Raw genomic sequence first — 13,789 nt, forward strand, 5'->3', positions numbered from 1 at the left:
CCCCCCGGCGCCCTTTTGGGCGGGGGTGTGCCCCTTCCCACGCCGTTGTGAGGGCCACAACCCGGCAAAAGTCGTCAGAGGGGGTGCGAGGTGGGGCGGTAACGGCGGGTGAGGACTCCGGTGAGCCACTCGATCGGTCCACGACCGACCCAGCGAGCCCAGGCCCATCCAGCGGCGCCGACGCCGAGCACGATGATCAGGAAGCCGCCCCAGTCGTTCGTCGCCCGTATCGCATCGTCGCGGTTCAACCAGGCGATCACCGCGATCTGCAACACGTAGAGCGACAGCGCGACCGTCCCGACCTCCTCGATCGGGCGCAGAGCCCGTGCCCACCGCATCCGCACCGCCAGGCCGCACAGACCGAGAACCACTGCGACGAGCGAGGCGTCGTGCAGCAGATCGAGGGTCGAGCCGGAGACCGTGTCCGCACCGGGTCGCGTCCGCAGCGCCGTGACGACGAGCTGCATCCCGGCTCCACCGATGAGGCTCACGGCAGACCACCACGGGTCGGGACGCCGCGCGTAACCGACCAGCAGCGACCCGACCAGGAAGAACGGCAGCAGCGAGGTCACCCGATAGTGCGGGTCGGCCACGAACCAGCGGACCAGCAGCTCGCCCACGGAGGGATCGTTGGCGATGTCCGCGTAGTAGCCGCCCGGCCAGTCGACGGCGCGCTGCACCGCCGTGTTGAGCAGCGGCGAGAAGACGAAGAAGGCCAGCGCGATGACCGCGACGCTCCGCCGGCCGAGCAGCACCAATGGCATGCCGATGATCAGGAGGCAGCCGAGCATCGCGAGCACGATCGCCACCCAGCTCCCCCACGTCTCCAGCCAGATGCCGAGCGCGATCAGCACGACACCACGCACCAGGTTGTGCACGAGCACGGATCGCGGTCGCGACGCGGACCGCTGGATCATCACACCCGCGGAGATCCCCATCACCAGCGCGAAGAGCGGCGAGGCGACGTCGTTGACGCGGCTCAGCAGCTCGTCGGCCCAGTCGGGCCGATCCGGCACCAGCACCTGGGCGTGCGCGACCAGCATCGCCACGATGGCCACGCCGCGCGCCAGGTCCGGCAGCGGCCATCGAGAGCTCACGAGCTCGTACCGAGACGCTGGAGCGGATCACCGGAGAGCCGGTACGTGAACCACTCGCGCTGATGGACCGCGCCGAGGGACTCGTAGAAGGCGATCGACGGGGCATTCCAGTCGAGCACCTGCCAGACGAGCCGGGAGTAGCCGCGCTCGACGCAGACCTGTGCGAGCGTCGCCAGCAGCGCACCGCCGAGTCCCGCTCCCCGATGCTCGGGCGTGACGTAGAGGTCCTCGAGATAGATGCCGTGCACGCCGTCCCAGGTCGAGAAGTTGAGGAACCAGATCGCGGTTCCGACGACCTCGCCCCCCACCTCCGCCACGTGCGCGAACACCGCCGGCGACTCACCGAACAGCCGCTCCCGGAGATGCTCCTCAGTGAGCCGGCACTGCTCGGGGGCCTTCTCGTAGGCGGCCAGTTCGTGGACAAGCCGCACGAGTGCGGGAACGTCGTCGGGGCGCGCGACACGGATCTGGGGCTCGGCCATGACCCCGATTCCATCACATGGGCCGGGAGGTGGCGGGTCCCGACGCGGTAGCCTCGGCGATGTGACTGATGAGGCGCTGCGAGACGGGGAGCTGTCGCTCGAACCGACCTCGGGGTCCGCGGAGTTCCACGGCTTCGCGGTCCTCATCGACGAGGAGCGCGTGGGCACGGTGGCGTTGCGTCCGGACGGCCGGCGCGAAGGCTCCATCCGCTGGAACCTGGGAGACCATGGTTCCTTCGCCGCCAGCCGTGCGCTGCGACTGGGCATCCAGCACGCGTTCACCGAGCTCGGTTGGGAACGCGTCTGGGCCCAGGTCGATGTCGACGACACCACCGACCTGCGCAGCGCGTCCCTCGCCGGCCTTCGTCGCGAGGGAGTCACCCGTCGCAGCGGGGCGCCGGATCGCGTGCTGGTCGGCCGGCTGATCGACGATCCCCCCGCGCTGAGTCGCGAGGGCTTCGTCTCGATCCTCAACGCGGGCCTGCCGCGCAAGCGCGTCATCGCCCAGGGTCTGCTCCGCGATGAGCACGATCGGGTGCTGCTGTGCGAGCTGACCTACAAGCGGGAGTGGGACCTGCCCGGCGGCGTGATCGAGGTCGGGGAGTCTCCCGGCACGGGACTCGTGCGCGAGCTGCACGAGGAGCTCGGCATCACGGTCGATCTCGGCGCGCTCGTGACGATGAACTGGCTGCCGCCGTGGCGTGAGTGGGACGACGCCTGCCTCTTCGTCTTCGACCTGGGACGGATCGATGCCGCGACCGTCGAAGACATGGAACTGCAACGCACCGAGATCGCCGGGGTCCACTGGTGCGATCTCGAGGCGGCGCGGGCTCACGCCACGGGCGCCACGGTCGAGCTCCTGGAGGCACTCGAGGCCGGTGAGCTCCCCGCCTATCGCGAGGCTCCGCTCCAGCCCGAGTGACCTCGCGCGACCTCAGCGGGGTCGAGCACGGCGCCGGCGATCCCCGCCAAGGTCTGCGACATCCCCTCCAGCATCAGCGCGTCGAAGGTCTCGCGACCGCCCATATAGGTCTCGGTGAGCTCCCCCGAGAAGGGCGAGATGCCCTCGGGCGCCTCGCGGCGCTGCACGAGGGTCGTCCCCTCCTCATGGGGCTCGAGCAGGAAAGACCAGATCACCCAATTCTCCTCGATCCGAAAGGCGATCTCGCGGTCGACCTCGAAACGCACGATCTCGCCGTGGGTGATCCACTCCATCTCCCCGTGGCTGTTGCGATTGGTGAACCGGGTACCCGCCTCCACGCGCTCGAAGCCGGCGCGCAGGCGGGTGGAGACCACCTGGGGGCTCCACTCCGGCATCCTCCGGATCGCTCACGACCGGCCACACCCGTCCCGGTGGCGCGGCGATCACGAGCTCTCGTTCGAGCAGTGTGGCGTCCATCGACATCTCCTTATGCGTCCGATCGGTCGTCTAGGACGACCGTAGGCCATCGCCAACTTGACGTCCACTCGGTCGTCTACCATGTGGGCATGCAGGAGAGCTCACACCGAGACGGGCGGCGAGTCCGCGGGGACCGCACCCGGCGCCTGGTCGCCCACGCCGCGTCTCAGAGCGCCACCGTGCGCGGCCTCGACGCGATCACCGTCGGCACGCTCGCGGCCTCGACCGGGGTGAGCAAGAGCGGCATCCTGACCGTGTTCGAGTCCCGCGAGGCGATCCAGCTCGCCGCCGTCGCCCATGCCCGCAAGCTCTACCGCGAGCACGTCATCGGCCCAGCCTGGCGACGACCGCCCGGCCGCGAGAGGCTCCGCGGATGGATCGAGGCGTGGCAGGACTACCTCCGCGCGAGAGTTTTCGCCGGCGGCTGCTTCGTGACCACCACCTCGGCCGAGTACGGCCATCGCGACGGCCCCGTCGCCGAGGCCGTGCGAGAGCTCAAGACCGAATGGCTGGAACTCCTGCGCGATGACCTGCGCATCGCGGGCTCGGCCGATGCCGAGACCGATGCCTTCAAGATCGACGCCTATCTCAGCGCCGCCGCGACCCGCCGCGAACTGCTCGGCGACGACCTCATCCTCGACCGGGCACGGGCACTGGCCGACGAGATCATCGACGCGGCCGATTCCGCTCAGCCGGGCCCGCCCTCCTGCGAGGACGAGTCCACCACCCCGCCGGACGCTCCGAGAGTCCGCGGAAGCTCATCGGCCCCCTCGGGCGGGATGTAGACGACGAGCTGATGGGCGTACCGCAGCGATCCGGTGCCGACGACCCCGTCGGGCCAGAAGGCCCGTTGAGGTGAATCCTCCGGCCAGGTCACCCGCAGACCTCCGTCCACCGTGAAGGTGTCCTGGCGCAACAACGTCCCGAACACCAGCGCGCCGCCGTCCTCGGTACGCAACGCGTAGACCTGCGGATCGGCCGACCACGCCTGCTCGAAGCTCACGCCTTCGAGCTGTTCATTGGCGCTCAGCGTGCGGGTCATCTGTTCGACGAAAGGGTCGCCGCGCCATGATGCCGCCGCCCCCTCGTCGTCATCGAGGCTCGCGGCGAGCGAGGCCAGCACCCCCTCGGGCGCCCCGGTCATGGCGGTGGCGTCATCGGCTGCCACCCGGCGGGCCGCATCGCCGACGGACCTCACACCGGGAAGGCGCGTCTTCTCGGTGATCTCGGCAGTCAGCGTCACGAGCCACGGTTCGCTCGCCGTACCGCGCTCGAAGACCTGGACCTGACGGCGTCCCGTGGCGTCGTCGGCCACCACCGCCGCGAACCACAGCGGATAGCGCGAGAAGCGCGGCAGATAAGTCTCCTCGATCGTGAAGGGGCCGTCGAAGGCGAACTCCTCGCGTTCGAGCTCCTCGGCGATCGAGAACATGCCGGTGTCGATGGCGAGCGCCGATCCCGTCTCGACCGTCGACAACGGCTGAGGGTCCAGCGCATCGGCGGCGGCACCGCGAACGGTCCGGTACTCGCGGACGACATCGTCGACCTCCTCGGCCGTCAGCACGTGCTTGACGATCGGGGCCTCCGGGTCCCGTTCGCCGGGCAGAGCGCAGCCGGCAAGGAGCATCAGCGCCGCCAGGCACAGGGTAGCGGCCCTCATCGGCTCTCCCCCGGCGGCAGCTCGGTCTCCTCGACGATCTCCACCTCGCCGAGGGCCTCGACCTCCTCGGCCGAGATCTCGCGCTCGGATCCGTCCTCCTCGACGACGACGTAGACGACCTCCTGCTCGTCCTCGACCGGTCGCCGGCGCAGCAGCAGGTGGACCAGGACCGCCACGGCACCCCCGGCCACGATCAGGCCGATCGAGCGGGCGAAGATGCCCTCGATCCCGTAGGCCGTCGACAGGGTGAGACCCCGCAGATTCGCGTCTCCCACCGACAGGACCGCCACCGAGACCGATTCATCGGGGAGCCTGGCCTGGAGCAGCGCGCCGCCCAGGCCTCCCTCGCCGGCGATCCACCAGTCCATGGCGGTAGGGGAAGCGGGCAGTGCGGGCCCGCCCTCGGCAGCTGAGGCCTCCATGCGCCAGGGCGGCTCGAAGGCGGTGACCTCCAGGCGTTCGGTGCCCTCGACATAGCTCATGACATCGACGCTGTTGCCGAGACCGATGAAGACGGGCTTGTCGCCCGGCACCTCGGCGAGGACCTCGATCTGGACGTCCTTCCACGCGATCACCCCCGGGCGGGTGACGACGGCGGACCCCTCGGTGTCGATCGGATGCGGGCCGGAGACGAAACGGCTGTCCGGGCCGAACACGACGATGCCGGCGACGCCGACGAGCAGCGCCACCACCCCGGCGCCTTGAAGCAGCCGCCACCCGATGATCCGCACGGCATGAACCGTAACCGACAGTGACGCCTTCGGCCGCACCACTCACCCGGCCTGGACCGAAATGTGCTCCCGATTCGTCAACCGGGACATCCCTGGGTCGACGAATCGGGAGCACATCTCGGTCCAGGGCGCCGGGGTCAGAAGAGGGCGGTGGCGAGTGAACGCCGCGCCGTCGCCACGCGGGGATCGGTGACGCCGACGACCGTGAACAGTTCGAGCAGGCGCTGTCGGATCCGTTCGCGCTCATCGCCACCCGTGCGCCGGATCAGATCGATGAGCCGGTCGAAGGCATCGTCGACATGTCCGCCCGAGACATCCAGATCCGCCACCAACAGCTGCGCCTCGACGTCCTCGGGACGATCGGCAGCGGCCTGCCGCGCGGATGACAAGTCGGCTCCCTGAGTGCGTGCCATCAGCTTGACACCGGCGAGGCGCTCGCCGATCTCGCTCTCCCCCGGATGCTGCGCCGCGAGCTTCTCGTACTCGGCGATCGCGGTCGTGAAGTCTCCGGCGGCGAAGGCCTCGTCGGCGGCCGCGAACCGCGGGTCGTCGGCCGGCTCGTCGTCGGCACTCTCGTCGACCGGGGCCTCGCCGCTGGGCTGGGCCCGGCCGGTCAGACCGTGCTGGGCGGCGAGACGGACCAGCTCGTCGAAGTAGCGGTCGACCTCGGCGGCGTCCACCGTGCCTTGGAAGAGCGGGACCGGCTGACCCTTGACCAGACCGACCACGAAGGGCACACCCTGGGCACCGAGAGCCTGGGCGACACCGGGACTGGCGTCGACATCGACCCGTGCCACCTGGATCGCCCCTTGATGGCGCGCGGTGGCGGCCACGAGCACCTCATTGAACTCCTCGCTCTGCGGCGATCGCGGCGACCACAGACTCAGGACCACGAGATGCTGCATCGAGGACTCGACCACTGCCTGGAAGTTCTGCTCGGTCGCGTCGATGACGTAGACGCCACCGCCACCGGCTCCTCCGCCGGGAGGACCGGACGGGGCCGGGTTCGACAGAGCGGACAGATCGAAGGCACCGGGGCGCGAGAACGTCATGGACCCATTGTAGGAACCACCTCGACACTCCCCGGGCGGTGACCTACACACCTCTCGCGGGCTCGTTCCGCGCCGGGGCGGTGACGTACGCACCTGTCACGGCCGGCGAGACGTGCCTGACTCACCGCTCGATCGAGTGAGACGTGCGTAGGTCACCGCCCGGGATCGCGGGGCCCGCCGGGCTAGTGGAAGGCCGTCGGGTTGCGCGGACCGCGCAAGCCCGAGCGCTGGACGACGCGCTGGATCGTGAGGTCGCGGCCGTCCGGGTCGGAGATGTAGCGGATCTTGCGGAGCCCCTGCGACCGGGCTGCGGACTCGAAGACGAAGTGCCCGTAACCGAGCACGCGACCGATGACGGGCTTCTCGACCGTGATGTCGAGGATGCGCGTGATGGGCATCGTGGCGATCTTGACGGTGAAGACCCCGGAGGCGCGAAAGACCCGCATATTGGTGACGACGAAGATGTCGCGATACTCGCGAGCGGCGATATAGCCCGCCCAGCCGGCGACGCCGAGCGAGAGCAGGAGGAAGAACCATCCGGCGCCGACCGGGACGACCGCGACGGCGACGTAGATCAGGAAGACCGCGAAGAGTCCGCCGATCGATGGCAGGACATACACCACCCAGTGCTTGCGGACGAGGTCGATGACGTGCTCGCCTTCGTCGTCGAGCAGATGGTGCTCGACCTCCTGCTCGAGCATCCGCAGCAGCCAGGCGAACACCGGCCGGTCACGTCCCGAAGAGCGAGTCGATGAAGACGCCGACCTGCGCGAAGGCACCGAGGGTCGCGTCCCAGGCGTCACCCACCGCACGGGCAGCGCCTTCCGGGGCCGTGAGCAGGTAGTACAGCACGAACCCAGCGATGACGAGAACGACGAGCTTCTTCAGCACGGTTCCGTTGTACCGGAGTCGGCAGCGCGATCGGTGAAGGCGCGCCCGAGGGTGCCGCCCTGCCCGTCCGGCGTGGCGGCCAGCAGTTCGTCGGCCGCGGTGAACGGATCGGTCCGTCCGGCGAGAACGTCCTCGGCGAGCTCCTCGAGCCGGTCCCGGCGTCCGAGCTCGAAGCGGCGGCTCACCTCGGCGAGGGCGATCTGCTCCACCTCACGGCGCAGGCGTGCACGTCGCCGCCGCTCCAGGGCACCCGAGGCCTGCTGGTGCGCGTGATGCTCGTCGAGAGCCGAGACGAGATCGTCGACGCCCTCCCCTGTCGTCGCGACCGTGAGCACGATCGGCGGCGTCCAGGCGTCGTCCGTGCGCTGGGTCATCGAGAGCATCGTGCGCAGTTCGCGCCGCGTGGTGGCTGCTCCGTCGCGGTCGGCCTTGTTGACGCAGAAGACATCGCCGATCTCCAGGATGCCTGCCTTGGCGGCCTGGATACCGTCGCCCATGCCGGGCGCGAGCAGCACCACCGCGGTATCGGCGAGCCCGGCGACCTCGACCTCGGACTGGCCGACTCCGACGGTCTCGACGAGCACCACATCGCAGCCGGCGGCATCCAGCACGCGGATCGCGTGCGGTGCCGCCCACGACAGTCCGCCCAGGTGGCCGCGGCTCGCCATCGAGCGCACGTACACCCCGCGGTCGGTGGCGTGCTCCTCCATGCGGATGCGATCGCCCAGCAGCGCTCCCCCGGTGAAGGGAGAGCTGGGATCGACCGCCAGGACTCCCACGGTCCTGCCCTGGCGACGCATCGCGGTGACCAGCGCCGAGGTGGTGGTCGACTTGCCGACCCCCGGCGCGCCCGTCAGCCCGATCACCTGTGCCCGCCCCGTGTGACCGGCGAGCGCAGCGCTCACCTCGCGCAGCGCTGGCGATTCCGCCTCGACGAGCGAGATCAGACGTGCGACCGACCTGGCCTCACCGGCGCGAGCGCGGGAGACCAGGTCGGCGACGTCGTGACGAGGAGGCAGCGCTCAGCCCTGCGGGACGCGGACGATGAGCGCATCGCCCTGGCCGCCGCCACCGCAGAGCGCGGCGGCACCGACGCCACCGCCGCGGCGCTTGAGCTCGTGGACGAGGTGCAGGACCACGCGAGCGCCGCTCATGCCGATCGGGTGGCCCAGAGCGATGGCACCGCCGTTGACATTGACGATGTCCTCGCTGATGCCGAGCTTCTTGGTGGAGGCGACACCGACAGCCGCGAAGGCCTCGTTGATCTCGACGAGGTCGAGGTCGGCGGCGGTCAGCCCCTCCTTGGAGAGAGCCTTCTCGATGGCATTGGCCGGCTGCTCCTGCAGCGTGGAGTCAGGGCCGGACACATTGCCGTGGGCGCCGATCTCGGCGATCCACTCGACTCCCAGCTCCTCGGCCTTGGCCTTGCTCATGACCACCACGGCACACGCGCCGTCGGAGATCTGGCTGGCGGTTCCGGCCGTGATCGTGCCCTCCTTGGAGAAGGCCGGGCGCAGCTTGCCGAGGGACTCGGCGGTGGTGTCGCCACGCACGCCCTCGTCGGCGGAGACCACGACGGGATCGCCCTTGCGCTGGGGGATCTCCACAGGCACGATCTCGTCGTCGAAGGCACCGTTCTTCTGCGCCGTGGCCGCCAGCTGGTGGGACCGGGCACCGAAGGCGTCCTGTTCCTCACGGGTCAGCCGGTCGACCTGGGCATTGCGCTGCTCGGTGAGCGAGCCCATGGCCTGATCGGTCAGCGCGTCCCAGAGGCCGTCGTACTCCATGTGGTCGAGCATCGTCGCGGCACCGTACTTGTAGCCCTCACGCGAGCCCTTGAGCAGATGCGGGGCCTGAGTCATCGACTCCTGGCCACCGGCGACAACGATGTCGTATTCACCGGCGCGCACCAGCTGGTCGGCCAGGGCGATGGCATTGAGGCCCGACAGGCAGACCTTGTTGATGGTGATGGCCGGAACGTCGAGCGGAATGCCGCCCTTGAACGCCGCCTGACGAGCGGGGACCTGTCCGGCTCCGGCTCCGAGCACCTGGCCCATGATCACGTAGTCGACCTGGTCGCCGGCGATACCGGCCCTCTCCAGGGCGCCCTTGATGGCGATGCCGCCGAGATCGGATCCGGACAGCGTCTTGAGGCCGCCGAGAAGTCGTCCGATCGGGGTCCGGGCCCCGGCGACGATGACGGACTGGGTCATGGCACAGCTCCTTCGCGTGACGTTGCGATCACATTACTGCAGAGTCAACTTACGGTGGCCGCGTGTGGCGGGGTTCACAGGGTCACATGATCGGGATGTGCACGGGCTCGTCCCCGAAGCGCACGCGGCGACCGGTGATCTCATCGGCCTCGATCGCGATGACGTTGTACTTGAAGGTGGGCAGCTGCGGATGGAGTCGGTCGACGTCGAGGCGCTCCTTCTCGTCCTCGGACTCGACCTGCCGGGCGCGACCGCGGACGACGACGCTCACCGCTCCCTCCTCCCCTACCTCGTCGGCCTCGAAGGCCACGTGGCCGTCCAGGATGAGGGCCATCAGCTTGGTGCCCTCGGCCGTGCGGAAGAGGACGGTCTCGCCGGTGACGATGTAGTTGACCGGGAAGATGTCGGGACGGCCGAGGGTCGACACCGCCAGGCGCCCCAGCGACTGCGCCGCCAGGAACTCCCAGGCCTCATCGATGCTCAGCTCGGTGATCGGGGCATCGTTCATGTCTCTATTGTCCTCCACCATCGGGCTCAGCGATATGGGCTGCATTACGCTGCGTCCATGTCCAGCGAATCCCTTGTTCCCGGTCACCTGCTCACCGCCATCGATCACGTCGGCATCGCCGTCGCGGATCTCGATGACGCCATCGAGTTCTATGCGCGCGTCTTCGGCCTCGAGTCCGTCCACGAGGAGGTGAACGAGGAGCAGGGCGTCCGCGAGGCGATGCTCGCCGTCGGCGATTCCGGCTCGTGCATCCAGCTGCTCGCGCCGCTCAGCGATGACTCGACGATCGCCAAGTTCCTCGATCGCAACGGCCCCGGCCTCCAGCAGCTCGCCTACCGCGTGAGCGATATCGATGCCGTCTCGGCGACCCTGCGTGACCGCGGCGTTCGCCTGCTGTACGACGCTCCCAAGCGCGGCACCTCCGACAGCCGCGTCAACTTCGTGCACCCCAAGGACGCGGGCGGCGTCCTGGTCGAGCTCGTCGAGCCGGCGACCGCACACTGACGCGAGACCTGCGTCACACGGTGAGACCGTAGCCTCACAAGTTTCCCCTCGGTAACATCCTGGCAACACCCCGACCCCGGAGGACACCCGTGCAGAACATTCTCGACGCCATCATGGCGGGCGACACGACCAGCGACGAGTTCGCGACGATCGAGCTTCCCGAGTCCTACCGCGCGATCACCGTGCACAAGGACGAGGAGACGATGTTCGAGGGCGTCGCGACCAAGGAGAAGGACCCTCGCAAGAGCCTTCACCTCGACGACGTCGCCCTGCCCGAGCTCGCCCCCGGTGAGGCATTGGTGGCCGTCATGGCGAGTGCCATCAACTACAACACCGTCTGGACGTCGATCTTCGAGCCGGTATCGACCTTCCGTTTCCTCGAGCGCTACGGCAAGCTCTCGGAGTACACCAAGCGGCACGACCTCCCCTACCACGTCGTCGGATCCGACCTCGCCGGCGTTGTCCTGCGCACCGGGCCGGGTGTCAACGCCTGGAAGCCGGGCGCGGAGGTCGTCGCACACTGCCTCTCGGTCGAGCTGGAGAGCCCGGACGGCCACGACGACACGATGATGGACCCCGAACAGCGCATCTGGGGCTTCGAGACCAACTTCGGCGGCCTCGCCGAGCTGGCGATCGTCAAGGCCAACCAGCTCATGCCCAAGCCCGACCACCTGTCGTGGGAGGAGGCCGCGAGCCCCGGCCTGGTCAACTCGACCGCCTACCGTCAGCTGGTGAGCCACAACGGCGCCAACATGAAGCAGGGCGATGTCGTGCTGATCTGGGGCGCCTCGGGCGGCCTCGGCTCCTATGCGACGCAGATGGCCCTCAACGGCGGTGCGATCCCCGTCTGTGTGGTCTCCAGCCCGGAGAAGGCCGAGATCGTGCGCTCGCTCGGTGCCGAGCTCGTCATCGACCGCTCGGCGGAGGGGTACAAGTTCTGGAAGGACGAGTCCACCCAGGACCCGGCCGAGTGGCGCCGGTTCGGTAAGAAGATCCGCGAGCTCACCGGCGGCGAGGATCCCGATATCGTCTTCGAGCATCCGGGTCGTGAGACCTTCGGCGCCTCGGTCTACGTGGCGCGCAAGGGAGGCACGATCATCACCTGTGCGTCGACCTCGGGCTACATGCACGAGTACGACAACCGCTTCCTGTGGATGAACCTCAAGCAGATCAAGAGCTCGCACTTCGCGAACTACCGCGAGGCCTACGAGGCCAACCGGCTCATCGACAAGGGTCTCATCCACCCGACGGTGTCCAAGGTGTACTCGATCGAGGAGACCGGTCAGGCCGCGCTCGATGTCCACCACAACAAGCATCAGGGCAAGGTCGGCGTGCTGACCCTCGCCCCGGAGGAGGGGCTCGGTGTCCGCGACGCCGAGAAGCGTGCGAAGCACCTTGACGCGATCAACCGCTTCCGCGGCATCTGATCATCTCCGCCTGACACGAGGCCCGGTTCCGTCGCGGAACCGGGCCTCGTGCCGTCTCACGCTCCCCCGTCCGCGCCAGGCCACCTCACCGCTCCGGGACCGCCAAGTGGTGCACATTCGCCCTTCATCGACCGGATCGAGGGCGAATAGGCACCACTCGCGGTCACCAGTACCTTCCGGGGCGAGACCGAGGGATCAGGCGTGACGACGCCAGCAGTCGGTGTGCCAGTGCCGGCGCTCGTCGAGCGCGTCGGCGCTCAGCAGGGGCTTGATCTCGGGCCAGACGACGACATGCGGCGTGGCCGGACGAATCGGCTGGAGACAGCCGGGGCACGTGTAGACCTTCGTCGACGACGACCCGGTGAGCGAACGCACCCACCAACCGCCGTCGCGCTTGGTCTCCAGTCGCTCCGTGCCCGGCCTCGCGCCCGGCGGACCGACGCGGCGCTGCGCACGGGCGGCGGCGGCCTTGCGTCGGGACATGACCCCATCGTACGAGTCCATGACGACCGAACGGCGGTAGCTGGTCAACCCCATCGAACCGCCATGAGGTTGACCGGCTACCGCCGTGCCGTGCGTAGGGTTGATGACCTACCGCCACGAGGAGGGCTCAGTAGGTGTGGAAGCCTTCCTTGGTCTTGCGGCCGAGCTTGCCGTCCGCGACGACCTTCTCCAGCGTCCGGGCGGGCTGCCAGCCCTGGTGACCGAAAGCGCCGATCAGGGTCTGCTGGATCGCGAGCGACACATCGTTGCCGACGACGTCGAGCAGCTCGAACGGTCCCATCGGCAGCCCGGTCGCCTTCATCGCGTCGTCGATCTCCGCGAGCGAGAGTCCCTCGGCCTCGTGGAGGCGGATCGCGTCGTTGAGATAGGGGAAGAGCAGGGCGTTGACGATGAATCCCGCTCGATCCCCGCAGGAGACCGGGTGCTTGCCGACGGCGAGACACAGGGCGCGCACGGTCTCGTCGACATCGGCGGCGGTCTCGTCGGTCGTCACCACCTCGACGAGCTTCATGACCGGCGCGGGGTTGAAGAAGTGCATGCCGATGACATCGGCGGGCCGCGAGGTGACCGCCGCGCACTGCGCGATCGACAGCGAGGACGTGGTGGTGGCGAGGATCGCGCCGGGCTTGCAGATGCGGTCCAGGTCGCGGAAGAGCTCGAGCTTGATGTCCAGGTCCTCGGCGATGGCCTCGACCACGATGTCGGCATCGCCGAGGGCCTCTCGCTCCGTCGAACCGGTCAGGCGGCCCAGCACATCGGACTTGCCGTCCTCGTCGAGCTTGCCACGGCTGATCGCCTTGTCGAGGCTCTTGGTGATCCGCGCGAGGACGCCGTCCACCTTGTCCTGCCCACGCCCGACGTAGACGACGTCGTAACCGGACTTGGCGAACACCTCGACGATCCCCGAGGCCATCGTCCCGGTGCCGACGACGCCCACGGTCGCGATCGGGCGCGCGAAGGACGGTGCCGCGGAGGTGTCGGCATTGGGGTCCTCGGAGAACGAGCCGTCACCGGCGGCGTGCCGGGTCAGGACGTCGGCCGGCTGGTGCAGCGGATCACCGGTGCGGCCGTGCTGCTCGATCAGCCCGGAGACGACGGTCTCGGCACCGAGAGCGTCGATCAGGGTCAGCGGCCCGACGGGGTAACCGCAGCCGAAGATCATCCCAGCGTCGATATCGGCGGCCGTGGCATAGCCGCTGCCGAACATCGTGGCGGCATGATTCAGATAGGGATAGAGCAGCGCCCGGGCAATGCGCCCGCCCTGATCGTCGGCCACGATGCGGTCCACGATGTCCTGCATGCTTTAGTCTCCTTAGGCGGT

Annotated in this window: 17 protein-coding genes; 4 read left to right on the forward strand and 13 right to left on the reverse strand. The window is 68.9% G+C overall.

The genetic code is table 11. From position 1 onward, the window contains the following. Positions 1-74 precede the first annotated feature (74 nt). Both FNM00_RS03800 and FNM00_RS03805 read right to left on the reverse strand, forming a co-directional pair. Entirely contained in the window at positions 75-1,097 is a 1,023-nt protein-coding gene (locus FNM00_RS03800; RefSeq protein ID WP_143911679.1) for a DUF418 domain-containing protein, read from the reverse strand. Next, complete coding sequence (locus tag FNM00_RS03805; RefSeq protein WP_143911680.1) at positions 1,094-1,579, reverse strand: GNAT family N-acetyltransferase; 486 nt, start codon at positions 1,577-1,579, stop codon at positions 1,094-1,096. Before FNM00_RS03805 ends, FNM00_RS03800 begins: the two co-directional genes overlap by 4 nt. Positions 1,580-1,640: 61 nt before the next feature. Here FNM00_RS03805 and FNM00_RS03810 point away from each other — a divergent pair, with 61 nt between their 5' ends. Next, positions 1,641-2,501, forward strand: coding sequence for an NUDIX hydrolase (locus tag FNM00_RS03810; RefSeq protein WP_221933569.1), 861 nt, complete (start codon positions 1,641-1,643; stop codon positions 2,499-2,501). Here the strand turns inward: FNM00_RS03810 and FNM00_RS03815 are convergent. Beyond that, positions 2,471-2,896 (reverse strand): SRPBCC family protein, encoded by a 426-nt coding sequence (locus tag FNM00_RS03815; protein ID WP_221933570.1) that lies wholly within the window; start codon positions 2,894-2,896, stop codon positions 2,471-2,473. The genes FNM00_RS03810 and FNM00_RS03815 overlap by 31 nt on opposite strands. A gap of 171 nt (positions 2,897-3,067) precedes the next feature. Here FNM00_RS03815 and FNM00_RS03820 point away from each other — a divergent pair, with 171 nt between their 5' ends. Next, positions 3,068-3,763, forward strand: coding sequence for a TetR/AcrR family transcriptional regulator (locus FNM00_RS03820; protein ID WP_221933571.1), 696 nt, complete (start codon positions 3,068-3,070; stop codon positions 3,761-3,763). On the opposite strand, the gene FNM00_RS03825 is transcribed toward FNM00_RS03820, so the two are convergent. The 8 genes from FNM00_RS03825 to FNM00_RS03855 all read right to left on the reverse strand — a co-directional run bounded on the left by FNM00_RS03825 (position 3,667) and on the right by FNM00_RS03855 (position 10,033). Continuing rightward, complete coding sequence (locus FNM00_RS03825; RefSeq protein ID WP_143911682.1) at positions 3,667-4,638, reverse strand: DUF8094 domain-containing protein; 972 nt, start codon at positions 4,636-4,638, stop codon at positions 3,667-3,669. The genes FNM00_RS03820 and FNM00_RS03825 overlap by 97 nt on opposite strands. Further along, positions 4,635-5,369 carry a hypothetical protein gene (locus tag FNM00_RS03830; RefSeq protein ID WP_143911683.1) on the reverse strand — a complete coding sequence of 245 codons (735 nt, stop codon included), beginning with the start codon at positions 5,367-5,369 and terminating at the stop codon, positions 4,635-4,637. Before FNM00_RS03830 ends, FNM00_RS03825 begins: the two co-directional genes overlap by 4 nt. Positions 5,370-5,506: 137 nt before the next feature. Further along, positions 5,507-6,421: a tetratricopeptide repeat protein gene (locus FNM00_RS03835; RefSeq protein WP_143911684.1), complete on the reverse strand. Its 915-nt coding sequence runs from the start codon at positions 6,419-6,421 to the stop codon at positions 5,507-5,509. Between the two features lie 182 nt (positions 6,422-6,603). Beyond that, positions 6,604-7,143 carry a PH domain-containing protein gene (locus FNM00_RS03840; protein ID WP_143911685.1) on the reverse strand — a complete coding sequence of 180 codons (540 nt, stop codon included), beginning with the start codon at positions 7,141-7,143 and terminating at the stop codon, positions 6,604-6,606. 7 nt (positions 7,144-7,150) lie between these two features. Then, positions 7,151-7,312: a hypothetical protein gene (locus FNM00_RS18745; protein ID WP_185972956.1), complete on the reverse strand. Its 162-nt coding sequence runs from the start codon at positions 7,310-7,312 to the stop codon at positions 7,151-7,153. Beyond that, complete coding sequence (gene meaB, locus FNM00_RS03845) at positions 7,306-8,331, reverse strand: methylmalonyl Co-A mutase-associated GTPase MeaB (protein ID WP_143911686.1); 1,026 nt, start codon at positions 8,329-8,331, stop codon at positions 7,306-7,308. The genes FNM00_RS18745 and meaB overlap by 7 nt, the downstream gene beginning before the upstream one ends. Positions 8,332-8,334: 3 nt before the next feature. Continuing rightward, positions 8,335-9,525 (reverse strand): acetyl-CoA C-acetyltransferase, encoded by a 1,191-nt coding sequence (locus tag FNM00_RS03850; protein WP_143911687.1) that lies wholly within the window; start codon positions 9,523-9,525, stop codon positions 8,335-8,337. An 82-nt stretch (positions 9,526-9,607) separates the two neighbouring features. After that, positions 9,608-10,033 (reverse strand): pyridoxamine 5'-phosphate oxidase family protein, encoded by a 426-nt coding sequence (locus tag FNM00_RS03855; RefSeq protein ID WP_143911688.1) that lies wholly within the window; start codon positions 10,031-10,033, stop codon positions 9,608-9,610. Between the two features lie 57 nt (positions 10,034-10,090). Here FNM00_RS03855 and mce point away from each other — a divergent pair, with 57 nt between their 5' ends. Beyond that, positions 10,091-10,537, forward strand: a complete 447-nt coding sequence (gene mce, locus FNM00_RS03860; protein ID WP_143911689.1) for a methylmalonyl-CoA epimerase — start codon at positions 10,091-10,093, stop codon at positions 10,535-10,537. An 89-nt stretch (positions 10,538-10,626) separates the two neighbouring features. Further along, positions 10,627-11,964 carry a crotonyl-CoA carboxylase/reductase gene (ccrA, locus tag FNM00_RS03865; protein ID WP_143911690.1) on the forward strand — a complete coding sequence of 446 codons (1,338 nt, stop codon included), beginning with the start codon at positions 10,627-10,629 and terminating at the stop codon, positions 11,962-11,964. A gap of 195 nt (positions 11,965-12,159) precedes the next feature. Here the strand turns inward: ccrA and FNM00_RS19150 are convergent, their stop codons facing one another. Together FNM00_RS19150 and FNM00_RS03875 are read right to left on the reverse strand one after the other, a co-directional pair. Continuing rightward, positions 12,160-12,447: a hypothetical protein gene (locus tag FNM00_RS19150; RefSeq protein ID WP_143911691.1), complete on the reverse strand. Its 288-nt coding sequence runs from the start codon at positions 12,445-12,447 to the stop codon at positions 12,160-12,162. Between the two features lie 127 nt (positions 12,448-12,574). Continuing rightward, positions 12,575-13,768, reverse strand: a complete 1,194-nt coding sequence (locus tag FNM00_RS03875; protein WP_143911692.1) for a 3-hydroxyacyl-CoA dehydrogenase family protein — start codon at positions 13,766-13,768, stop codon at positions 12,575-12,577. Between the last annotated feature and the right edge of the window lie 21 nt (positions 13,769-13,789).

Origin of the sequence: Aeromicrobium piscarium (genome assembly GCF_007421815.1) — a bacterium.
Classification (GTDB): domain Bacteria; phylum Actinomycetota; class Actinomycetes; order Propionibacteriales; family Nocardioidaceae; genus Aeromicrobium; species Aeromicrobium piscarium.

Coding starts and splice junctions, on each gene's coding strand:
- FNM00_RS03805 (WP_143911680.1), bottom strand. CDS start 1,579: ATGGCCGAGCCCCAGATCCGTGTCGCGCGCCCCGACGACGTTCCCGCA.
- FNM00_RS03815 (WP_221933570.1), bottom strand. CDS start 2,896: ATGCCGGAGTGGAGCCCCCAGGTGGTCTCCACCCGCCTGCGCGCCGGC.
- FNM00_RS03820 (WP_221933571.1), top strand. CDS start 3,068: ATGCAGGAGAGCTCACACCGAGACGGGCGGCGAGTCCGCGGGGACCGC.
- FNM00_RS03825 (WP_143911682.1), bottom strand. CDS start 4,638: ATGAGGGCCGCTACCCTGTGCCTGGCGGCGCTGATGCTCCTTGCCGGC.
- FNM00_RS03835 (WP_143911684.1), bottom strand. CDS start 6,421: ATGACGTTCTCGCGCCCCGGTGCCTTCGATCTGTCCGCTCTGTCGAAC.
- FNM00_RS03850 (WP_143911687.1), bottom strand. CDS start 9,525: ATGACCCAGTCCGTCATCGTCGCCGGGGCCCGGACCCCGATCGGACGA.
- FNM00_RS03855 (WP_143911688.1), bottom strand. CDS start 10,033: ATGAACGATGCCCCGATCACCGAGCTGAGCATCGATGAGGCCTGGGAG.
- mce (WP_143911689.1), top strand. CDS start 10,091: ATGTCCAGCGAATCCCTTGTTCCCGGTCACCTGCTCACCGCCATCGAT.
- FNM00_RS19150 (WP_143911691.1), bottom strand. CDS start 12,447: ATGTCCCGACGCAAGGCCGCCGCCGCCCGTGCGCAGCGCCGCGTCGGT.
- FNM00_RS03875 (WP_143911692.1), bottom strand. CDS start 13,768: ATGCAGGACATCGTGGACCGCATCGTGGCCGACGATCAGGGCGGGCGC.